Source organism: Streptomyces mesophilus (genome assembly GCF_040300965.1).
Taxonomy (GTDB): Bacteria; Actinomycetota; Actinomycetes; order Streptomycetales; family Streptomycetaceae; genus Streptomyces; species Streptomyces mesophilus_A.
Window position 1 is genome coordinate 89,470 of the sequence record NZ_JBEPEW010000008.1, and the last position, 20,671, is coordinate 110,140.

Below are 20,671 nucleotides of genomic sequence, written 5' to 3' on the forward strand. Positions count from 1 at the left end.
ATTTGTGCACGCCGTATGGGGCGAATCGGACATCGCGTGGACGTTAGGTCCCCCAGTCGTGCCACCGACGGGGCCCGGCCGCGTCCACAACGAAGCCGACGCAGCCGCCAGTTGCCCCGGCGCCGAAGCGGCTCCTCCTGCCGAAGGGGCTCCTCCCGCCAAAGGACCCCCAACACCAAAGGAGCCCCACCCGCCGAAGAGCCCCCCAACACCCAAGCCGCAGTCGCCCCCCCCCACCCGCCGAAGAGCCGCCAGCGCCAAACCCGCCGTCGCCCCACCCACCGATGAGCACCCCAACGCCGAAGCTGCAGTCGCCCCCACCCGCCAAAGGGCCCCAACGCCGAAGGAGCCCGACCCGCCAAAGGGCCCCAACGCCGAAGCCTTAGTCGCCTCAACGCCGAAGGAGCCCCAAGCGCCGAAGCCGCGGTCACCCCAACGCCAAAGGGCCCCAACGCCGAAGGAGCCCGACCCGCCAAAGGGCCCCATCCGCCGAAGCCCCCAACGCCGAAGGGGCCGCCCGCACCACGGATGGCGGGCGGCCCCTTCGGGCGTGAGCTGGAGCCGTTACGGCGTCAGGAGGCCTTGGCCTTCTCCGACGACGAGGTCGACGACGATGCGGCCGCGGCCGGGGGCCGCTCCGCGGAGGTCTGAGCCACCGGGGCGGGGCGCGCCGCCTCGAAGAACTCCTCGCGCGGGGCCTCGAGGGCACCGAGCGAGACGACCTCGCGCTTGAGGAACATCGCGAGGGTCCAGTCCGCGAAGACCCGGATCTTGCGGTTGAACGTCGGCATCGCCATGCCGTGGTACGCGCGGTGCATGTACCAGGCGAGACGGCCCTTGAGCTTGATCTTCATCTTGCCCATGACGATCATCGCGACGCCCTTGTGGAGGCCGAGGCCCGCCACCGCACCCTTGTTGGCGTGCTTGTACTCCTTCTGCGGGAAGCCCCGCATACCGGAGATCACGTTGTCGCCCAGGACCTTCGCCTGACGCAGCGCGTGCTGGGCGTTCGGCGGGCACCAGGCACCCTCGCCGACGGCGAGGTCCGGCACCTGGGCGTTGTCGCCCGCGGCCCAGATGTAGTCGGTGCCCTGGACCTGGAGGGTCGTCTGGGTGTCGACGTGGCCGCGCGGGCCGAGCGGCAGACCGAAGCGCTGCAGCGCCGGGTTGGGCTTGACGCCCGCGGTCCACACGATCGTGTTGGAGTCGACCTCGAGGCCGTTCTTGAGGACCACGTGGCCGTCGACGCAGGAGTCCATCGACGTCGACAGGTAGACCTCGATACCGCGGCCTTCGAGGTGCTCCTTGCCGTACTGGCCGAGCTTCGGGCCGACCTCGGGAAGGATCTTGTCCGCGGCGTCGACGAGGACGAACCGCATGTCCTCGCGCTTGACGTTGTTGTAGTACTTGGCCGCGTCGCGGGCCATGTCCTCGACCTCGCCGATCGTCTCGGCTCCGGCGAAGCCACCACCGACGAACACGAAGGTCAGCGCCTTGCGGCGGACCTCCTCGTCCTTGGTGGAGTCGGCCTTGTCGAGCTGCTCGAGGACGTGGTTGCGCAGGCCGATCGCCTCCTCGATGCCCTTCATACCGATGCCCTGCTCGGCGAGGCCGGGGATCGGGAAGGTGCGGGAGATGGCGCCGAGCGCGATGACCAGGTAGTCGAAGGGCAGCTCGTACGCCTCGCCGACCAGCGGGGCGATGGAGGCGACCTTGCGGTCCTGGTCGATGTTCGTGACGCGACCGGTGAGCACCTCGGCCTTGGGCAGAACGCGTCGCAGCGGTACGACGACGTGCCTCGGCGAGATGCTGCCGGCAGCAGCTTCGGGGAGGAAGGGCTGATACGTCATGTACGAGCGCGGGTCGACGACCGTGACGGTCGCTTCCGCGTAACGCATCTTCTTGAGAATGCGTCGCGCTGCGTACAGGCCTACGTACCCGCCACCTACTACGAGGATCCTGGGACGCTCCGTGGTGCTCATGCCATCGAGTATCCACCCGGTCGGCAGGGGTCGCTCGTGCGCCCCTTCACAAGGTTGCCGGGACCCTCTGCTACACTGCGCGGCTCGCGTGATGCAGCTCATGGTCACGCGAGGGAACCATGGGGTACGGGAGAACGTTGTTCACCCCTATTGAGCTGGGTTTCCCGGGGATCCACACAGTGGACCACTGCCCGCGTTCACCTCGGCGTCACAGACGCGGAACGCCCCGGAATCAACGCGCGCACCATGATCATGTCCCCGATTCGGACTCCGGGGCCGCCCTGTTCACCCAAGGGGCGCCATTTCCTTGTGAAGAACTTCACGAAGTTCCTGTGGACGACGGGCCGGAAGGCCCCCTTCCGGCCCGACTTCCGTGGATTCCAAGGCCCCTGAGGCAATCGATCAAGGGCATCGACGAGCGAACTAGGCGATCGACCAGGCGATCCCGTCGAGGATGTCGTGCTCGCTGACGACGACCTCGGACGCCCCGATCCGCTCCATGATCATGAGGAGCACCAGCGCGCCCGCCGCGATGACGTCCACGCGCCCCGGGTGCATCACGGGGATCGCGGCCCGCTCGTCGTGCGTCGCGGCCGTCAGGCGCTCGACCACGGCCGCGACCTGCCCGTACGGGATACGGGAGTGGTGGATCGCGGCCGAGTCGTACTCGGGCAGCCCGAGCGCGATCGCGGCGACCGTCGTGACCGAGCCGGCGAGGCCGACGAGCGTGCGCGCCTCGCGCAGCGGGACGGTCTGCTCGGCGAGGTCGAGTGCGGCCGCGATATCGGCGCGGATCGCGGCGATACGGTCCGGGGTCGGCGGGTCGACGACCTCACCGCCGACGACGAGATGGCGCTCGGTCATGCGCACGCAGCCGACGTCCACGCTGCGGGCGGCCTCCACGCGGGAGCCGCCGACCACGAACTCCGTGGATCCGCCGCCGATGTCGACCACGAGGTACGGCTTCGCCAGGTCGCTGCTGCCGGTCAGCTCCTTGGTCGCGCCGGTGAAGGAGAACTCCGCCTCCTGGTCACCGCTGATGACCTCCGGTTCGACCCCCAGGATCTCCAGGACGCCCCGTACGAAATCATCCCGGTTCGACGCGTCCCGCGAGGCCGAGGTCGCCACGAAGCGGATCTTCTCGGCGCCCAACTCCTTGATGGCGGCGGCGTATTCGCGGCACACGGCGAACGTGCGCTCCAGGGCCTCGGGGGCGAGGCGGCCGGTGCGGTCGACGCCCTGGCCGAGGCGGACGATCGTCATCCGGCGGTCCAGGTCGACGAGTTCACCCGTGGCGGGGTCGGCGTCGGCGACCAGGAGGCGGATCGAGTTCGTACCGCAGTCGATGGCGGCGACACGGGTCACTGCGCGTCCTCCGCGTCATCGGCGGACCCGTCGGGCGTCACACACGCGCCCTTGCGCCACCACTCGGGCAGCATCGCGAGCGCCTCGTCGCCGAGCGGGTTCACACCGGGACCGGCCGCGAGCGAGTGGCCGACCAGGACGTGCAGGCACTTCACGCGGTCCGGCATACCGCCCGCCGACGGGAAGCCCTGGAGCACCTCGATCGCGTCGCGGCGCTTGATGTAGTCCTCGTGCGCCGCGCGGTAGGCGGCGGCGAGCTCCGGGTCCGTCTTCAGGCGCTCGGTCATCTCCTTCATCACGCCGTTCGCCTCGAGCGTGCCGATGGCCGAGGAGGCCTTGGGGCACGTCAGGTAGTACAGCGTCGGGAAGGGCGTGCCGTCGGGCAGCCGCGGCGCGGTCTCGACGACGTCCGGCTGGCCGCAGGGGCAGCGGTGCGCGATGGCCCGCAGACCGCGCGGCGGCCGGCCGAGCTGCTGCTTGAAGGCCTCGACGTCGGCGTCGGTGGGCTCGGTGCGCGGGGTGGAGGGCGGCGGGGTTTCCATGCCTGGTCTTTCCATTGAAGAGAGCGGAACAGCAAAAGAGCGGGTGGGTCAGTCGGCGGCCTGGCCGGCGCGGTCCATGGTGTCGACGCCGTCGAAGAGGTTCACGTACCAGGCGCGGTCGGCGGTCGCCTTGGTGTCCTTGCGGCGCTCGCGGGCGGCGGACGGGTCGACCACGGTGTAGCCGGTCTCGCCGGGGTGCACCATGTGCAGCCGCTCGCGGGCCTGGCGCTCGATGTAGGCCGGGTCCTGCCAGCGGGCCTTCTCGTCGCGCAGCCGCTCGGTCTCGGCGCGCTCCTCGTCGAGGAGCCGCTGCTGCTCGGCGATGTCGGCGCGCTGGGCGACGTACTGCCTTATGGGATAGGCGAGCGCCACGATCAGCGAGCAGACGACCAGCGCGAGCAGTGCCGCGCGGCCGGTGAGCCGGGAGCGACGGGCCTGGCGGCGGGTCTGGGAACGGTAGACGCGGGCGGCGGTCTGTTCACCGAGCAGCCGCAGCCTCGTCGTGGTGGAGAACCGGTCCCGGTGGTCCTTCCCGGCCATCTCTCCCGCCTCCCCTGCTCCCCTATACGCCGACGTCCCCGCACACGGTACGGGACCGGGTGCGGGGACGTACGGACGACTGGCTAGCCAGGGCTGTGATCAGCCCTGACGGGCCGATTCATCAGCTCGGGAAGAGCGGTGCTCAGCCCTTGAAGCGCGGGAAGGCGCTGCGGCCGGCGTACACCGCGGCGTCGTCGAGGATCTCCTCGATACGAAGCAGCTGGTTGTACTTGGCGACGCGCTCGGAGCGGGCCGGGGCGCCGGTCTTGATCTGGCCGCAGTTGGTGGCGACGGCCAGGTCGGCGATGGTGACGTCCTCGGTCTCGCCGGAGCGGTGGGACATCATGCACTTGTAGCCGTTGGACTGCGCGAGCGAGACGGCCTCGAGGGTCTCGGTGAGCGAACCGATCTGGTTCACCTTCACCAGGAGGGCGTTCGCGGAGCCCTCCTCGATGCCGCGGGCCAGGCGCTCCGGGTTGGTGACGAAGAAGTCGTCGCCGACGATCTGGACCTTGTCGCCCAGCTTGTCGGTGAGGACCTTCCAGCCCGCCCAGTCGTCCTCGAACAGCGGGTCCTCGATGGAGACCATCGGGTAGCTCGACACGAGCTCCTCGTAGTACTCCGTCATTTCGGCGGCGGAGAGCTCCTTGCCCTCGAACTGGTACTTGCCGTCCTTGTAGAACTCGGAGGCGGCGACGTCCAGGGCGAGCGCGATCTGCTGGCCGGGAACGTAACCGGCCTGCTTGATGGCCTCGACGATCAGGTCGAGGGCCTCGCGGTTGGAGTCCAGGTTCGGGGCGAAGCCGCCCTCGTCGCCGAGGCCGGTGGCCAGGCCCTTGCTCTTCAGCACGGACTTCAGCGTGTGGTAGACCTCGGTGCCCCAGCGAAGGGCCTCGGAGAAGGACTCCGCGCCGATCGGGGCGATCATGAACTCCTGGATGTCGACGTTGGAGTCCGCGTGGGAGCCACCGTTGAGGATGTTCATCATCGGAACGGGCAGCAGGTGCGCGTTCGGACCGCCGAGGTAACGGAACAGCGGAAGGTCGCTGGCCTCGGAGGCGGCGTGCGCGACGGCGAGCGAGACGCCGAGGATGGCGTTGGCGCCGAGGGAGCCCTTGTTGTCGGTGGCGTCCAGGTCGATCATGGCCTGGTCGATGAGGCGCTGCTCGGTGGCGTCGTAGCCGACGAGCTCCGGGCCGAGCTGCTCGATGACGGCCAGAACGGCCTTCTCGACACCCTTGCCCTGGTAGCGGTTGGCGTCTCCGTCACGGAGCTCCACAGCCTCGAACGCACCGGTGGAGGCACCGGACGGAACGGCAGCACGGCCGGTGCTGCCATCGTCGAGGCCAACCTCGACCTCGACCGTGGGGTTGCCTCGGGAGTCCAGGATTTCCCGGGCTACGACGACGTCGATGGACGGCACGAGCATCTCCTTCTGGGATGTGACGCTAGAAGTGCAGGGTCGCTTTGGCCTTGCGACAAGAGCCTAACCGGCTCTGAGGCATCGGCCAGCCGACCGCCCGTCCCCTGGGACGAAAAGAGGCCCGAAGGCCCGTAATACGGGGCAGAAGGGCCTCTGGTCGGGCGGCTTTATTACCGGCCGGTACGGAACGGGCCGGGCATATCGGGCAGGGGTTTGTTCGCCTGGCGCGCAAAAGGAACCCGCCCCGACGCGCACGGGGGAGAGCGCGCCGGGGCGGGAGTGTGGGGGCGTGGGGGGAATCGCCCGGGGTGGCCGGCTCAGGTGGAGCCGACGGCTCAGCTCAAGTGGAGCTGCTGCCCCGGGAAGATGAAGTCCGCGTCGTCGACGATGTCGTCGTTCAGCTTGAAGAGCTTCTCCCAGCCGCCCTTGACGTCATGCGCCTCGGCGATCTTCGAGAGGGTGTCGCCGGACTTCACCTTGTACTCGCCGTCACCCTTCTTGACCTTCTTGCCGGTCGGGGTCTCGACGGTGCGCTGCGAGCGGTCGGCCTTCGGCGCGGACTCGCGCTGCGGCGCGGACTCCTGCTTCGGGGCCTCCTGCTGCGGGGCGGCCTCCTGCGCGGCGCCGGCGTCGTTCGAGGCGTTGGACAGGCCCACGCCACAGCTCGGCCAGGCACCCTTGCCCTGGCCCGCGAGGACCTTCTCCCCGATGGCTATCTGCTGCTCCTTGGTGGCCTGGTCGGCAGTGGGCGCGTAGGCCGTGCCGCCGTAGCCGGACCAGGTGGAGGCCGAGAACTGCAGGCCGCCGTAGTAGCCGTTGCCGGTGTTGATCGACCAGTTGCCGCCCGACTCGCACTGGGCGACCTGGTCCCACTCGGAGGTGGTCGCGGCGGAGGCGGTGCCGGCGGTCATCAGCGGCGCGGCGATCGCGGTGCCGGCGACACCGGCCAGCGTGACGGCGCGAACGGCCTTCTCGCCCTTGGTCAGACGACGGTGCTTGCCAGTGCCCTTGCCCGAAAACAGCATGGAGTTTCCCCTCACCGACGCCTGCGAGGTGAGCTGTCGGGTTCGGGTGCAGTGAGTACCCGGTGTCCGATATGCACGCGTATCCACGTAATGCACGTGTATCCACGTATCGATATCGGACACTTCACCCCAAGCCGGGTTGGCGGTCTCTCAACCGCCGCCCACGGCGCAAACCTTGGGTCCCCCGCTCCTGCCTACGGCGCATGACGCGACGACTGTTCCCGTACGTCCGCCGGCAGGATTCGGCGTGCGGTCGTCGGGGCTCACCAATGGCGAGCGGTCACGACCGTAAACAGGCAAACGCCCGAATTTCAAAGAGGATCAGGGGTGGTGAGACCCATCTCTCACTTCGCCCGAAGCTCCTTTATTACGGACATTCGCGGCCGAACTCGCCTATGTCCACACCCCTGTTATCGCGTCAGTTCTGACCGAGCGCGAGGTCCTGGCCAGGCACGATGAAGTTCGGGTCGTCGCCGATGACCATGCGGTTGCCGGCGTAAAGGGAAGTCCAGCCGCCCTCGACCTGCTGGTCGTCCGCGATGCCCCAGAGGCTGTCGCCGGGCCGCACGGTGTACGCGTCACCCTCGGCGCCCTCATCGCGCGCCGCGTCGTCACGCGAGGCGTGCCGGCCGGAGGAGCCGCGGTCGGCTTCGGCGGTGTCGTCGGGAGCGCGGTCGCCGCGGTGGCGGCCGGAGGACCCGTCGGGCGAAGTGGTGGAATCGCCGCCGGAGTTGTCGGTTTCGTCACTTCCGGCCGCGCCGCCGCCCTCCGTGGTGCCCGGAGTGGGCAGGCCATCCGGAATGCCGGAATCATCCGAGGGGGACGAGGGGGACACGGAGGAGCCGCCGAGGTTCCAGTCGCTCTCGCCGAACAGCGGCAGGTCACCGAAGCCGGGAGTGGCCGAGGCGGAAGGGTCGGGCGTCGCCGAGGCGGAAGGGTCGGAAGAGGTCGAGGCGGAGGGTTCCGGCGAAGCGGTCGACCCGTCCGCATCCGAGGTCGCGCCGCCGTCCGCCTGCTCGGACTTGTCCGGCTTGCCGGACTCGCCCTTGCCGTCCTGGGTCTTGCCCCGCTCGCTGTCCGGCGTGGCGCTCGGCGATGACGTCACGAGCCCGGCGATCGGCGCGCACGTGGCCCAGGCCTGCGGGCCCTGCGCCGCGACGACCTTCTCGGCCACGGCTATCTGCTCGCCACGGCTGGCCAGATCGGCGGTCGGCGCATAGTCGAGCCCGCCGAACTCCTCCCAGGTCGCCTGGTCGAACTGCAGCCCGCCGTAGTACCCGTTGCCGAAGTTCGCACTCCACACGCCGCCGCTCTCGCACTCGGCGAGACGGTCCCAGCTGGAGCCGTCGGCCGCGCTCGCGCCCGTGGCGCCGAACAGCGGCAGGGCGAGCGCTGAGCCGGTGACGCCGGCTGCGACGACCAGGCCGGGGACCTGGCGGGGCCGACGGTGACGACCGTTCCCGGAAAGCATGTGAACGCCTTTCGCGTGACTGCACTGCTGAGGGACCACGGGGAATTCGGGCCCGTACGTACGTCAGGTCCTGGGTCCCCAGTGGTAGCTGAGCTAAGCGGTGAACGTAGCCGCATTCGAACGTCAGTCACAAGTCGATGCAGCGCAGATCACGTGAAAGTCACAGTTTTGACGGTCCGTCAGTTACGAGGCGTCTTCAGCGCGTTACGAGGCAGGGCGTTCTGGGGTGAACTCGACCGGTAGCGCCCGCAATCCACGCATGATGAGTCCCCCACGCCACCGCAAATCACCCTCTTCTCCCGCAAGCCGGAGATCCGGCAGACGCGTGAGCAAAGTGGCGAGCGCCGCCTGTCCTTCCAGTCGGGCCAGGGGTGCGCCGAGGCAGTAGTGGATGCCATGCCCGTAGCCGAGGTGCTGGTTGTCACGGCGGGAGAGGTCGAGCGTGTCCGGCTGCTCGAAGCGCTCGGGGTCGCGGTCGGCGGCGGCGAGGACGACGAGGACGGGGTCGCCGACGGCGATCTCCTGGCCGCCGATCGTCAGGTGCTGCGTGGCGAAACGCCAGGTCGCGAGCTCCACCGGCCCGTCGTAGCGCAGGAGTTCCTCGACTCCCGTCTCCAGGAGGCCGCGCTCCCCCGCGGCCAGCGCCTCCTGGAGGCGGGCGCGCTGCTCGGGGTGACGGAGGAGCTGATAGGTCCCGTTGCCGATCAGGTTGACCGTGGTCTCGAAGCCGGCGAACAGCAGGATGAAGGCCATCGCGGCCGCTTCGTTCTCGGTGAGGTGCTCGCCGTGGTCGCTCGCGCGAATGAGACCGGACAGCAAGTCCTCGTCCGGCGCGGGGTGTTCGGGCAGTTCGGCGCGCTTGCGGTGGATCAGCTCGGCGAGATAGCCGCGCATCTTCTTGACGCTGCGCGCCACTCCCCCGCGCGGCCCGCCGCCATGACGGATCATCATGCCCGCCCAGTCGCGGAAGTCGTCCTGGTCCTCGGCCGGTACGCCGAGCAGATCGCAGATCGCGTAGATGGGGAGCGGGAAGGCGAACTCGTGGATCAGATCCGCGCTCCCCTTCTGCGCGAAGGAGTCGATGAGCTGGTCGGTGAGCTCCTGCACCCGGGGCGCGAACGCGGCGACCCTGCGCGGCGTGAACGCCTTCGAGACCAGCCGCCTGAGCCGGGTGTGGTCCGGCGGGTCGATGTTGAGCAGATGGGTCATCAGGTCGGCTTTGCGTTCGCCGGGGATGCCCGTCCTGCCCTTGGTCTGTTCATCGCCCGCGTGGTGCACCGGGTTCTTGCTGAGCCGCTGGTCGGCGAGCGCCTGCTTGGCGTCGGCGTACCGGGTGACCAGCCAGGCCTCGACCCCGCTGGGCAGCGTGGTGCGGTGCACCGGGGCGTGCTCGCGCAGCCAGGCGTAGGCGGGGTACGGGTCGGTGGCGAACTCCCAGGTGAAGAGTTCGGGCGGAGTGCTGCCGGTCGGGGCGGTTCCGGTCGGCGTGGTTCCGGTCGGGGCGGTTCCGGTCGGCGTGGTTCCGGTCGGGGCGGTTCCGTCAGGGGCGGTGCTGGTCACCCCTCGACCGTATCCGCCCCTTCGCTCCCCTTCTCGCCGGCCTCCACGACCCTGATCGCGTCCCGGTACGCCCGTCCCGCAGCCCGCAGTGCGGCCTCCGGGTCGATTCCCTCGGCTTCCGCGCGTACGGCCAGGGCGAGCAGCTCGTATCCGAGACCCGCGCCCTGCGGCAGCGGGACGTCGAGCCCTGCCGTACGGACGCGTGAAGCGAGCTTGGCGGCCAGGGCGAGGCCGGGCTGGCCGAGCGGGACGCCCTCGGTGACCGAGTCGCGCTGCTTCTCCTCGGCCTTGGTGCGCAGCCAGTGCGCCTTGACCTCTTCGGGGGTCTGCGCGGTGTCGTCGCCGAAGACATGGGGGTGGCGGTGGATCAGTTTGGTGACGATGGTGCCCGCGACGTCGTCGATGTCGAAGGGTTCCTCTTCGTCCTCGGCGGCGATGCGTGCGTGGAAGACGACCTGGAGGAGTACGTCACCAAGCTCTTCGCGCAGCTCCGTACGGTCGCCGTCCTCGATGGCCTCGACGAGTTCGTACGCCTCCTCGATGCCGTACTTCGCCAGGCCCTTGTGGGTCTGCTGCGAGGACCAGGGGCACTCGCGGCGGATACGGTCCATGACCTGGACGAGGTCGAGGAGTCGGGCGCCCGGCAGGTCGTACGAGCCGGGGAGCAGCTCGAGGTCGGGCATCTGCACACGGCCCGAGCCCGCGAGCCGGGCAAGCCCGTCGGTGAGCCGGGGGTCGCCCTCGCCGCTCGCGAGCACGATCACGGTGCGGGCGCCGGCGCAGGCGTCGACGAGTTCCTCGGCGGTGGGGGTGCGCTGCTCCACGGTGACGCCCGCCTCGCGCAGGTACGGGAGTTGGGGGTGGCCCGGGTCGGCGCACAGGACGAGATCGGCGCTGTGCAGGGCCTGCCAGGCCGGCCAGGACAGGAGGCCGGGGGCCACGCGATGGGTCGTGGTGAGCAGGACGAGGCGGCCGGGGGCGTCGGGAGCGTTCACGTCGGCCAACGTACCCCGCGCCCGCGTCGGGGATTCACCCGTGCCCTGAGCCGCCTTCGCCAGGCACTCACGCGTAGCGCACCGTCACCTTCTCGAAGCCGAGCGAGGTGAGCAGGCCCTCCAGCATCGCGGTGGTGTTGCGTTCCGCGCGGGCCGTCAGACCGCTGTCCTTCGCGGCGGCGGAGATATGCCGGACCGCGAGCTTGTTCACGGCCTGTTCGCCCGCCGGGTTGTCGGAGAACAGGTCACCGAGCCGGTCGAGGAGTCCGCGCTGCTTGGAGACGGTGTAGGAGCGGTCGGGGTCGAGCGTGGCCTTGGCGAGCTTCGCGTGCGGCAGGACGAGGGTGGCCGCGGTGCGTTCCTTGTCGACGCGGACGTTGTCCTCCTTCAGGGCACCGAGGTCGACGTAGGCGCTGGCGGTGCCGGAGCCGACGAACAGGGTGCGGGTGCCGCGGATCGCGTCGGGCAGGAACTTGGCGTCCTTCTCCAGGTCGACGACGACCTGGAAGGAGCCGGCGGCCCCTTCGTAACGGCTCATGTCCCGCAGCGACTTCAGCACGGCGGGTCCTGAGCGGTCCTTGGTCTCGGAACCGAAGATGTCGTCGAGGCCGGGCAGCAGACGCAGCTGTCCGGCGAGCAGGACGAGGACGAGGACCACGACGAGCGCGGCCGGGAGTTTGATCCACCAAGGCAGCCTGCGTGCGGAGCGTTCCTTGCCGAGCGGCCGCCGGGGCTCGGTCTCGGTGGTTGTCATACGGGCCGGGTTCCCGCGGTGGGCCGGGGCACACCGCGGGCGGGCCGCAGCAGCGGGCGCTTACGCCTCCTTGGCCCCTGAGACCTGACGCAGCCACGGGGTCACCGTGTCCGCGCGGCGGCTCTTGGTCATGTCCCAGGTTCCGTAACGGGGGTTGAGGTCCACGTCCAGGGAGCGGGAGGCGTCCGAGAGTGCCTTCCAGAAGGCCTGCTGGCCGGTCTCGGTCTGGGGGTCGGCGCCCAGGGCCTGGTACAGCTTCTGGGCCTCGATCTCCGTACGGAGGGAGTCGTCGATCCGCGACGGCGGGATGTTGTACTGCTGCAGCCAGCCCGCCTCCAGGGCCTCCTGGCTGCCGGCCTGCTTGACCAGTTCGCCGCGCAGGCCCTGGATCTCCTTGCGGGTCACGGTGACGCCCGCGTCCTCGGCGGCCTGGTGCAGGACGCGGTCGAGGACCATCGACTGGAGGGTGTCGCGGGTGAGGCCGCCGGTCTTCTCCACCGCCTGGGCGTAGTTGTCCGTCTTGGCCGTGGCCGCCTGCTGGGCGCTGCGCACCTCGTTGACCCGGGACTGGAGCTGCGCCATGGAGATGCGCTCCTCGCCGACGACGGCGGCGGCGCCGGGATGGGCCTCGTTGGAGCAGGCGGCCAGGAGGGGCGCCGCGACCAGAAGGGCAGCGGAGACGGTGAGCGCGGTGCGACGGCGGCGGTGCAAAGGGGGCCTCCCGGCGGCTGCGGCGAGATTGTGCGTCAGTGCACAAGCCTTGCGGTGATCGATGTTAGGCAGTGGACCTGGTGTTCGGCCACTGGTTCGACCAACGATTCATGGGCAGTTCGGGATGCGCGTCCATACCGGTGCGCTGTCAGCCCCGTACTTGCCCCAGCCAGTGCAGCGTGCGGCGGATCTCGCCCGGGAACGCGTGGGCCGGTCCGTGCACCCGTTCCGCGTCGTACAGGAGCGCGCGCAGCATGTCGTGGGCGGCGGCGCGGTCGCCGAGGGCGAGCAGCAAGTGGCCGATGCGGCGGCGGACTTCGAGGGCGATCTCGCGGTCGGTGGTCGCGTACTGGTTCTCGTAGTACGGAAGGAGCGCCCGGTATTCGGTGAGGGCGGCGGCCGGCTCGCCGAGCTGCTCGAGGCACTGGGCGGCGTCATAGCGGAACTGCAGGGCGGCCGGATCGGCGACGCCCGCCTCGGCGGCGCGTTCGTCGGCGAGGCGGCGCAGCTCGGGCAGGGCGCGGCGGTACTGGCCGTCGTCCATCAGGGTCGCCGCGTACTGCTTGCGCAGGGTGCGTACGACCGGGGAGTGCTCGCCGTGCTGCGCGGCTGCGGCCGGCAGGATCGCGCCGAGGATGTCGACGGCCTGGGTGATACGCCCCTCGCCGAGCAGCCGCTTCACGTCGTCCACGGCCTGGGCGACGTCGGGGCGCTTGCTCGTGGACTCCATGGGCGTGGGCTGCGCGGCGGGTGTGCGGGCGCGGTCCGGCCAGGGTGCGCTGGGGCGCAGGAACGGGCGGGTCGGGTCGAGCGGTCCGCTCGGGTTGCCGCGCGTGGGCAGCAGCGGGACGAGCGCTTCGTACACCTCCTGGGTGGAGGCGGGGCGGTGCTGCGGGTCCTTGGCGAGCATGCGCAGCACCAGGGCTTCGAGCGCTTCGGGGGTCTCGGGGCGCAACTGGCGTACGGGCAGCGGGGGTTCGTACAGGTGCCGGTGCAGGACGCCGAGTGCGGTGGTGCCGGCGAAGGGCACGTTGCCGCTGAGGAGTTCGTGCAGCAGGACGCCGAGTGCGTAGATGTCGGTGTACGGGCCGACGGCGCCGCCCATGGCCTGCTCGGGTGCCATGTACGCGGGGCTGCCGATCGGCGAGCCGGTGTGCGTGAGGCGGGTGGTGTCGGAGTCGATCACCGAGGCGACGCCCAGGTCGAGGACGGTGAGGGTGCCGTCGGGCTTGACCATCACATTGCGCGGCTTCAGGTCGCGGTGGACGATCGGCACCGCGTGCACCGCGGAGAGCACCGCGCACAGCTGGGTGGCGACGGCCACGGCCCAGGGCCAGGGGTACGGGTCGTGTTCGGCGAGGTGGTCGGCGAGGTCGGACCCGTCGACGTACTGCATGACGAGGTAGAGGTCGTCGTCCGCGCTGCCCGCGTCGTGCACGGTGACGAGGCCGGGGTGGTCGACCTGGGCGGTGACGCGGCACTCGCGCACGAAGCGGCGGCGCAGCTCGTCGGCCTCCTGGCCCGCGACCTTGTCGGGGCGCAGGAGCTTGACGGCGACGCGGCGGTCGAGGCGCTGGTCGTATGCCGTCCAGACCTGGCCCATGCCGCCTTGACCGATGAGCGTGGACAGTTCGTAGCGGCCGGCGATGACGCGTCCGGGAACGCTCACCTGTTGTCCTCCGGGCGGCGGTCACGGTCGTTGGGGCTGTTCGGCGGCGGGAAATCACGCCCGTTCGACGGTTCGTCGTGTCCGCGCAGGAAGCTGCTCAACTCATCGAGCTCGGCGCGGACTTGGTCGATACGCGCGGGCGCGGGGCGCTGCGCGGCCGGCGGCGGGGTGGGTATCGGCTGCTGCGGCGGGGTCGGCAGGGGCGGCGGCTGCTGCTGCTGCGGGTGCATCGGCGCGGTGACCCCCTGGTGCGGGAGGCCCTGCCCGTACGCGGTGGGGGCGGTGGGCGGGTAGCCGTAGGCCGGGGGCTGCTTCTGCAGGGAGGGGTAGCCGAGGGTGGCCGGGCCGCTCCAGCCGTGGAAGTGCTTGATGTCGGCGTACAGGTAGTACGTGACACAGGCGATGAGGTTGCCGAGCAGCAGGAGCAGGCCGAACCACTCCTGGTTGGTGTCGATGTCATCGGTCGGTTCGTTGCCGATGAGGTAGAGGGACAGCACGACCACCACCAGGGCCAGGGCGAACAGCACCCAGTCCTTGGCCTTCTTGGTCAGGACGGCGACCCGGATCAGCGGCGCCCAGGCGAGCATGCCGCACAAGCCGATGGCGAGCACGACGAAGACCACGCGCAGGGTCACCAGCGCCGCGTCTGAGGGACGGCGGCGTGGCGGTGGTGCGTAGCCGGGGCCGTGCATGGGGCTGCTCCTGAAAGCGAATTCCGGAACCGAACGGGATGCCGAGTCGGGACGTGCAGAGACGAGCGTATAAGGCGACCAGGACAACCGGCCCGGGGTTGTACGTGATCGAGGAAATCGATCCGGTCACGGCGGGCACGATCCGGCCACGGAGTCTGCGAGTCCGCTTTGTCGGTGGGGCTCGATAGCCTCATTGGGGCTCGGCCCCCGGGAGGGAGGGGTCTGTCCGGCTCACCCTGGCGCGATCGTCCCGTCCGTCAGCCCGTCGTACGTCCCCTGGACCAGCTGCTCCCCGAGCCGCGTCGCCTGCCGCAGGGTGTCCTCGAAGGCCGCGAGGGCGCGGAACCGCTCCCCGTACGCGCGCTGCTGCTCGAGCGGCAGGCGCGGCAGCTGGAGGCGGCGGACGTCGAGGCGGGTGGCGGTCGAGGCGTAGCTGCTGGCCTGGCGGTTGTTGGCGGTGCCGCGCAGGAAGCCCGCGAGGAACCAGGGGTCGAGCGCCGCCGGGTCGGGTCTGAGCAGGCTGAGATTGCGGCCGAGTGCGGCGCCGGCGGTGGCGGCGTCGATGACCCGGGTGACGCTGCCGGCGCCGAGGACGGGGACGACGACGTCGCCCTCTTCGGTGAGTTCGGGGGCTTCATGGTCCTCGGGCAGGGTGCCGGAGGGCGCGGCGGCCGTGAACACGTCGTGGTCGGTGAGGACGGGGACGGTGCCGCCGAGCGCCACGGCCGCGTTGCCGGTTCTGAGGGTGAGGGCGCCCGCGCGGGCGAGTTCGCCGATGGTGGTGAGCGGCCAGCGTGCGTCGGGGGCCGGTTCGGCTGCGGGCGGGGTGAGTTCGGCGGTCAGCCTGAGGGTGTCGGTGAGCTTCTCCCGTACGGAGGTGAGCTGTTCGATGCCGCCGCCGGCCGCGGACGGGGGCAGGTGGCGCGCGGGCGCGAGGTCCACGTCGTCGTCGAGCAGGTCGATCACCGGGATGGCGCGGGCGAGGCCCGGCTGCTCCTCGGCGGTGCCGGTGCGTTCGTACGCCTCCCAGGCCTCGGTGACCGCGGACTGCAGGGCGGGCCAGGGCAGTTCGGGCTGCCCTTCCGGTACGAGCGAGGCGGTCTCCATCAGGAGCAGCTCGGCGGCAGGTCGGGTGGCCGGGCCCGGGCGGCGGAGCACCCACAGGTGCAGCGGGATGTTGTGCGGGGGTGCGGCGCCGGCGGGCAACGCGATCACGGCGCGCAATGCTCCGCGGCGCAGCAGGTCGGCACGGATGCGGCGGCCCGAGCGGCGGGACGCGGCGGCGGGCGGCATCAGCAGGACGGCGGTGCCGCCGTCGGCGAGCCGGGCCAGCGCGTGCTGGACCCAGGCGAGCTCGGATTCGGTGCGGGCGGGGAAGCCGTACTCCCAGCGGGGGTCGTAGGCCAGCTCGTCGTGACCCCAGTTGCGCTCGTTGAACGGTGGGTGGCAGACCACCGCGTCCGCCCTGAGCTGCGGGAAGGCGTCGGCGCGCAGGGTGTCGCCGGCCCGGGTGCGGATGCGTGCGTGGCCGGCGAGTGCCAGGCGCAGGGCGGTGAGCGCGGCGAGTTCGGGCGCCGAGTCCTGGCCGTGGAGCTCCAGGTCGGGGCGGTCGGCGACGGCTCTGAGCAGGGCGCCGGTGCCGCAGGCCGGGTCGAGGACGGAGCGTACGGGCCCGGCGAGGCGGGCGATCAGCTCGGCGGGTCCTGCCGGAGTGGGCGTGTACTGGCGGGAGTTGGCGTCCAGATGGCGGCCGAGCAGGAACTCGAAGGTCTGCCGGGTGCCCAGTTCGGCGGCGAGGTGGGCGGTCGCGCGCAGCAGCGGTACGGAGGCGTGCAGGGCCTCGGTGGACGGGACCTGGATCGCTCGGTGGCGCCCGGCGCCGAAGCGGTCGGTGAGCACCTTGTCGTACGCGTCCGGGAGCAGTTCGGCCAGGCGCCGGTCGGAGAGCGCGTTGAGGTCGAGCCAGTCGGTGGGGCGCTCGTGCACGAGCAGCAGTTCACAGCCGATGTGCAGCAGCGCGGTGGCGGGGCCCTCGGGGTGTCCGGTGAGCTGCTGCCAGACGCGCTCGCGCAGCGGGACCTCGGCGAGTTTGCCCTGGCGGCGCAGCCAGTCCTCGACCTCGGGGAGTGCGAAGGACGGGCTGGTCTCGGTGCCGCCCACGGGCTTGGGGAAATCGGCATGCCGGCGGCGCCAGTTGCTCACGGCGGCCCGGCCCACCCCGGCGAGCCGGGCGATTCCGGCGGCGGTCACCTCTGTCGCACTCGTAGGCACCCGGCTGGCTCCCCTCTGGATACGGCCCCATGCGCATCGATACGGCTCGGCGCTGCGGATGCGCTGGATCCTATCGCTCACACCCGTGAACGGACCAGATCCCGTGAACCGTGTTGACTCGGTTCACAGCCTCTGCTCTTATTGACCCAGCGGTTCACAGCCCACCGAGTTCACGGGCTCACAGCCGGTCTACGACTGTTCCCCTTGTGCACGAAAGGTGCTTCACATGTCTCAGCAGCCCCAGTGGTCGCAGCAGTCCCAGCAGCCTCAGCAGCCGATGTACGGCTCGCACGGTTCGTACGGCCCCCAGCACGCCGCCCCTCAGCCGCCGCCCAGACGGAGCTGGGTCGCCCGCCACAAGGTGCTCACCGCGATCGGCGCGATCGTCGTGGTCGTCGGGATCGGCGGGGCGCTCGGCGCCGGTGGCGACGACGGTTCGGACGGCTCGAAGGACTCCGCCTCGGTGTCGTCCGGCACCGGCGGCGACAGCAAGGCCAAGGACGGCGACAAGCCGCAGAAGGCCGAGGACGCCGCCAAGGACAAGGTCGCCATCGACGGCGACGGGGACTTCGAGGTCGGCGCCGACGTCAAGCCCGGCACGTACAAGACGACCGGGAACGACGACGGCATGTGCTACTGGGAGCGCCTCAAGGACTCCAAGGGCGAACTCGAGTCGATCCTGGCCAACGACAACGTGACCGGCACGTCGTACGTGACGATCAAGCCCGGCGACAAGCTGTTCAAGTCCTCGGACTGCAACGGCTGGACCGCGGTCGACGAGGCCGCCAAGGGCTCGCCGAAGGGCGGGGGCATCAAGGGCGACGGCGGCATGTTCAAGGTCGGCGTCGACATCGCCCCGGGCACGTACAAGTCCAGCGGGAACACGGACGACATGTGCTACTGGGAGCGCTCGAAGGACGCCGAGCACGGCCTGGAGTCCATCGCGGCCAACGAGAACGTCAACGGCAACGGGATCGTGACGATCACCGCGAAGGACGCCTACTTCAAGACGACCGGCTGCCAGGACTGGAAGAAGACGGGCTGATCAGCCCGGCCGGACCGGACCGGACGGGCTGAACACCTCACCCGGAGCCCCGTCCCTCGCCGTCCCACCACCCCACACCCGCTCACCCACCCCACATCCACTTTCTCCGGGGGGAGAACCACCATGCGCCGCACCGTCCTCACCACCGCCGCCCTCGCTCTGAGCGCCGCTCTCGCGCTCACCGCCTGCGGGTCCGAGAAGTCCGGCAGTTCGCCGGACAAGGGCAAGAACGCCGGCACCGGCGCCGACAGGAGCAAGGAGCCGTTCGCCGACGTATCAGGGCCCGAGATCGCCGACCAGGCCGTCGAGGCGACCAGCTCCGCGAAGTCCCTGCGCGTCAAGGGCACTGTTCCGGACGCCGAGTTGGGTGCGATCACCCTCGACATGGCCATGGACACCAAGGGCGTCTGCGCGGGCTCCATGTCCGTGGGCGGCCAGGGCAAGGCCGAGATCGTCAACGACGGCAGGACCGTCTACATGAAGTACGACGAGGCCTTCCTGCGCGCCCAGAGCAAGGGCGAGGCGAAGGCGGAGGTGGACGCCGCCGTCGACATGCTGGGCGACCGCTGGGTGAAGACCTCCGCGACCGGCGAGGGCTCCGAGGACCTGAAGGCCTTCTGCGATCTCGACCAGCTGCTCGGCGAGTTCAAGGGCGGGGACTCCGCGGCCCGCAAGGGGAAGGTGACGACGGTCGACGGCCAGGAGGCCATCACGCTCACGGAGAAGGACGGCTCGGAGACCTACACGATCTACGTGGCGACGAAGGGCGAGCCGTACTTGCTCAAGCTCACCTCGGACGCGGCGAAGGAGGGCGAGGACCTGACCTTCACCGACTACGACAAGCCGGTGGACGCGAAGGCGCCTTCGGGTGATGTGCTCGACCTGGACAAGATGTAGTCACCGGTACGTACGGGAAGGGCCGTCCTCCGCGGAGAGGGCGGCCCATCCCGTACGCCCGGAGCCCTTCACGTATGCCCGGAGCCTTTTGCGTATGCCTAAAGCGCGTGCCGCACCCAGACGTTGGGCTCCACGTACACCGCGTAGTCCCGCTCGGGTACGCAGTGCACCGGCACGAGGGCGCCGGGGATCTCGATCTCGCCGCCCTTGTCGAAGGGCTGCCCGGTCCACTCGCGCCACTGGGCGAGCGTGCCGTTCACGCACATCGACACGGGCGCGACCTTCTCGATCACACCGCCGGCCCGTACATGGCCCCGCAGCCAGGGGTCGGTCGGCAGGCCGTCCTCGTCGCGTACGCGCAGTGCGTACTCCTCGATCGGGGTGAGCGGCTCCAAATGCTTGGCGTTGGGCCGCACCGGGGCGACGACCTCCGAGAAGCCGCGGGCTCGCGCGTTGTCGCGCATCGCACCGAGCATCGTGTGCGAAAGGCCCCTGCCCTGCTGCCCGTTGGCGACGCTGATCTCGATGGCGCTCACGGTGTCGGGCGTGCGTCCGTACTTCAGGTCGGAGAACGCCCACTGCAGCACCCTGGCCCAGCCGCCCGGCGGGAGCTCCCCGCGCCCGGGTGCGTTCAGCGCGAAGGGCACGCTCATGGCCTTGGCCACCACGGCGCCGCTGCCGTCGGTCGCGACGAGGGTGTAGTCGGGCAGCTCGTCGGCGATCCGCGGGTAGTGCGACCAGCCGACGAGGTCGTGGCGCACGAACTCGTTCCAGGTTTCGGGCATCTCGTCCATGGCGCCCTGGAGGTGGGGGCGTTCGGCGAGGGTGGTGACCGTGATGTCGCTCATGCGGGCAACGTAGCCGGGCCCCCGGGGGCCGCCAAGGGGTTTTCCGCGCAGCTCAGGTGGGCTCGATCGGTCCGCGGCAGTTCCGGTCGGTCTGCGGTCGGCGGACAGTCCGCGTCGTCGATCGGTCCGCCGTCAGCCCACGTCGTCGATCAGTCCGCGTCGTCGATCAGTCCGCGTCGGCGATCAGCCCGCCGTCAGCCCACGTCGTCGATCAGTCCGCGTGGAACCGGTCGGGCGCCATGGTGGGTGCCTTCCCCACCGGCAGGGCCTGTTCGGGGCAGCCGCCGAGGATACGGCGCATCGCGTCCCGTTCCGCGGCGGTCACCCACAGCCCGTACTTGCGCTTCACGGCGACCTGCACCGACACATAGGTACAGCGGTACGCCTTCACGGGCGGCAGCCACGTGGCCGCATCGCCGTCCCGCTTGGAGCGGTTCACGCTCGCCTCGACCGCGCGCAGATTGAGCGGATCATTGGCGAACGCGATGCGCTTGCCCGGCTTCCACTGCTGCGCGCCCTTCTGCCACGCGTCCGAGAGCGCCACCATGTGATCGACGTCGATCTTGCTGCGCCCTCGTTCGTACGGGATGTCCTTGCCGGTGTACGGATCGGGCGCGAGCAGTCCGGAGACGACCTTGCAGTCGTCGACGATGCGCAGGCGTTCCAGATCGCGGGCGAGGATGTCGTCGCGGGTCCCGCAGCCGTTGGAATCGGTGTCGGCCCAGGGGCTGCCGAAGCGGGACCGCTCGTAGCCGGTCTTGGGCGCGCGGCCCTTCACGGTCAGCTCGTCGACGGCGGCGAGTGCGGAGCCCGGCTCGGCGCCCCCGGCCGGTTGTCCCCCGGCCGGCTCCTCGGGCGCGGGCGTACAGCCCACGGCGAGC

Annotated in this window: 18 protein-coding genes and 1 riboswitch; of the genes, 2 read left to right on the forward strand and 16 right to left on the reverse strand. The window is 70.5% G+C overall.

Annotated features, from left to right (window positions below; genetic code table 11):
• Positions 1–572: 572 nt before the first annotated feature.
• The 14 genes from ABT367_RS05260 to ABT367_RS05325 all read right to left on the reverse strand — a co-directional run bounded on the left by ABT367_RS05260 (position 573) and on the right by ABT367_RS05325 (position 17,000).
• On the reverse strand, positions 573–1,982 hold the full coding sequence (locus ABT367_RS05260) for an NAD(P)/FAD-dependent oxidoreductase (protein ID WP_352249759.1): 1,410 nt from the start codon (positions 1,980–1,982) through the stop codon (positions 573–575).
• Between the two features lie 423 nt (positions 1,983–2,405).
• Positions 2,406–3,347 (reverse strand): Ppx/GppA phosphatase family protein, encoded by a 942-nt coding sequence (locus tag ABT367_RS05265; protein ID WP_352249761.1) that lies wholly within the window; start codon positions 3,345–3,347, stop codon positions 2,406–2,408.
• On the reverse strand, positions 3,344–3,889 hold the full coding sequence (locus ABT367_RS05270; protein WP_352249763.1) for a DUF501 domain-containing protein: 546 nt from the start codon (positions 3,887–3,889) through the stop codon (positions 3,344–3,346). Before ABT367_RS05270 ends, ABT367_RS05265 begins: the two co-directional genes overlap by 4 nt.
• Positions 3,890–3,937: 48 nt before the next feature.
• Positions 3,938–4,429: an FtsB family cell division protein gene (locus tag ABT367_RS05275; RefSeq protein ID WP_352249765.1), complete on the reverse strand. Its 492-nt coding sequence runs from the start codon at positions 4,427–4,429 to the stop codon at positions 3,938–3,940.
• Between the two features lie 142 nt (positions 4,430–4,571).
• Positions 4,572–5,858 (reverse strand): phosphopyruvate hydratase, encoded by a 1,287-nt coding sequence (eno, locus tag ABT367_RS05280; protein WP_352249767.1) that lies wholly within the window; start codon positions 5,856–5,858, stop codon positions 4,572–4,574.
• Between the two features lie 329 nt (positions 5,859–6,187).
• Complete coding sequence (locus ABT367_RS05285) at positions 6,188–6,877, reverse strand: transglycosylase family protein (RefSeq protein ID WP_352249768.1); 690 nt, start codon at positions 6,875–6,877, stop codon at positions 6,188–6,190.
• Positions 6,878–6,880: 3 nt separating this feature from the next.
• Positions 6,881–7,089: riboswitch (cyclic di-AMP (ydaO/yuaA leader) on the reverse strand.
• Between the two features lie 206 nt (positions 7,090–7,295).
• Positions 7,296–8,348: a transglycosylase family protein gene (locus ABT367_RS05290; protein WP_352249770.1), complete on the reverse strand. Its 1,053-nt coding sequence runs from the start codon at positions 8,346–8,348 to the stop codon at positions 7,296–7,298.
• A gap of 204 nt (positions 8,349–8,552) precedes the next feature.
• A complete protein-coding gene (locus ABT367_RS05295) occupies positions 8,553–9,908 on the reverse strand; it encodes a cytochrome P450 family protein (protein WP_352249772.1) in 1,356 nt (451 codons plus the stop codon).
• Positions 9,905–10,903, reverse strand: coding sequence for a nucleoside triphosphate pyrophosphohydrolase (locus ABT367_RS05300; protein WP_352249774.1), 999 nt, complete (start codon positions 10,901–10,903; stop codon positions 9,905–9,907). The genes ABT367_RS05295 and ABT367_RS05300 overlap by 4 nt, the downstream gene beginning before the upstream one ends.
• A 67-nt stretch (positions 10,904–10,970) precedes the next feature.
• The gene (locus ABT367_RS05305; protein ID WP_352249776.1) at positions 10,971–11,657 is read right to left on the reverse strand and encodes a DUF4230 domain-containing protein; all 687 of its coding nucleotides are present in this window, start codon (positions 11,655–11,657) and stop codon (positions 10,971–10,973) included.
• A gap of 60 nt (positions 11,658–11,717) precedes the next feature.
• On the reverse strand, positions 11,718–12,368 hold the full coding sequence (locus ABT367_RS05310) for a SurA N-terminal domain-containing protein (RefSeq protein ID WP_352249777.1): 651 nt from the start codon (positions 12,366–12,368) through the stop codon (positions 11,718–11,720).
• 148 nt (positions 12,369–12,516) lie between these two features.
• On the reverse strand, positions 12,517–14,037 hold the full coding sequence (locus tag ABT367_RS05315; RefSeq protein WP_352249779.1) for a serine/threonine-protein kinase: 1,521 nt from the start codon (positions 14,035–14,037) through the stop codon (positions 12,517–12,519).
• On the reverse strand, positions 14,034–14,729 hold the full coding sequence (locus ABT367_RS05320) for a hypothetical protein (protein WP_352249780.1): 696 nt from the start codon (positions 14,727–14,729) through the stop codon (positions 14,034–14,036). Before ABT367_RS05320 ends, ABT367_RS05315 begins: the two co-directional genes overlap by 4 nt.
• A gap of 231 nt (positions 14,730–14,960) precedes the next feature.
• Positions 14,961–17,000, reverse strand: a complete 2,040-nt coding sequence (locus ABT367_RS05325; RefSeq protein WP_352249782.1) for an N-6 DNA methylase — start codon at positions 16,998–17,000, stop codon at positions 14,961–14,963.
• 226 nt (positions 17,001–17,226) lie between these two features.
• Here ABT367_RS05325 and ABT367_RS05330 point away from each other — a divergent pair, with 226 nt between their 5' ends.
• Both ABT367_RS05330 and ABT367_RS05335 read left to right on the forward strand, forming a co-directional pair.
• Positions 17,227–18,045 (forward strand): hypothetical protein, encoded by an 819-nt coding sequence (locus ABT367_RS05330; protein WP_352249784.1) that lies wholly within the window; start codon positions 17,227–17,229, stop codon positions 18,043–18,045.
• A gap of 123 nt (positions 18,046–18,168) precedes the next feature.
• Entirely contained in the window at positions 18,169–18,942 is a 774-nt protein-coding gene (locus ABT367_RS05335; protein ID WP_352249786.1) for a hypothetical protein, read from the forward strand.
• Between the two features lie 98 nt (positions 18,943–19,040).
• Here ABT367_RS05335 and ABT367_RS05340 read toward each other — a convergent pair whose 3' ends face one another.
• Complete coding sequence (locus ABT367_RS05340; RefSeq protein WP_352249790.1) at positions 19,041–19,790, reverse strand: N-acetyltransferase; 750 nt, start codon at positions 19,788–19,790, stop codon at positions 19,041–19,043.
• A 211-nt stretch (positions 19,791–20,001) separates the two neighbouring features.
• Entirely contained in the window at positions 20,002–20,664 is a 663-nt protein-coding gene (locus ABT367_RS05345; protein ID WP_434975405.1) for an HNH endonuclease family protein, read from the reverse strand.
• Positions 20,665–20,671: the final 7 nt, after the last annotated feature.

Excerpts from the sequence above, each read along its gene's own strand:
- ABT367_RS05285 (WP_352249768.1), bottom strand. The coding sequence starts at position 6,877 with ATGCTGTTTTCGGGCAAGGGCACTGGCAAGCACCGTCGTCTGACCAAG.
- ABT367_RS05320 (WP_352249780.1), bottom strand. The coding sequence starts at position 14,729 with ATGCACGGCCCCGGCTACGCACCACCGCCACGCCGCCGTCCCTCAGAC.
- ABT367_RS05270 (WP_352249763.1), bottom strand. The coding sequence starts at position 3,889 with ATGGAAACCCCGCCGCCCTCCACCCCGCGCACCGAGCCCACCGACGCC.
- ABT367_RS05260 (WP_352249759.1), bottom strand. The coding sequence starts at position 1,982 with ATGAGCACCACGGAGCGTCCCAGGATCCTCGTAGTAGGTGGCGGGTAC.
- ABT367_RS05275 (WP_352249765.1), bottom strand. The coding sequence starts at position 4,429 with ATGGCCGGGAAGGACCACCGGGACCGGTTCTCCACCACGACGAGGCTG.
- eno (WP_352249767.1), bottom strand. The coding sequence starts at position 5,858 with ATGCTCGTGCCGTCCATCGACGTCGTCGTAGCCCGGGAAATCCTGGAC.
- ABT367_RS05335 (WP_352249786.1), top strand. The coding sequence starts at position 18,169 with ATGCGCCGCACCGTCCTCACCACCGCCGCCCTCGCTCTGAGCGCCGCT.
- ABT367_RS05290 (WP_352249770.1), bottom strand. The coding sequence starts at position 8,348 with ATGCTTTCCGGGAACGGTCGTCACCGTCGGCCCCGCCAGGTCCCCGGC.
- ABT367_RS05305 (WP_352249776.1), bottom strand. The coding sequence starts at position 11,657 with ATGACAACCACCGAGACCGAGCCCCGGCGGCCGCTCGGCAAGGAACGC.
- ABT367_RS05340 (WP_352249790.1), bottom strand. The coding sequence starts at position 19,790 with ATGAGCGACATCACGGTCACCACCCTCGCCGAACGCCCCCACCTCCAG.
- ABT367_RS05330 (WP_352249784.1), top strand. The coding sequence starts at position 17,227 with ATGTCTCAGCAGCCCCAGTGGTCGCAGCAGTCCCAGCAGCCTCAGCAG.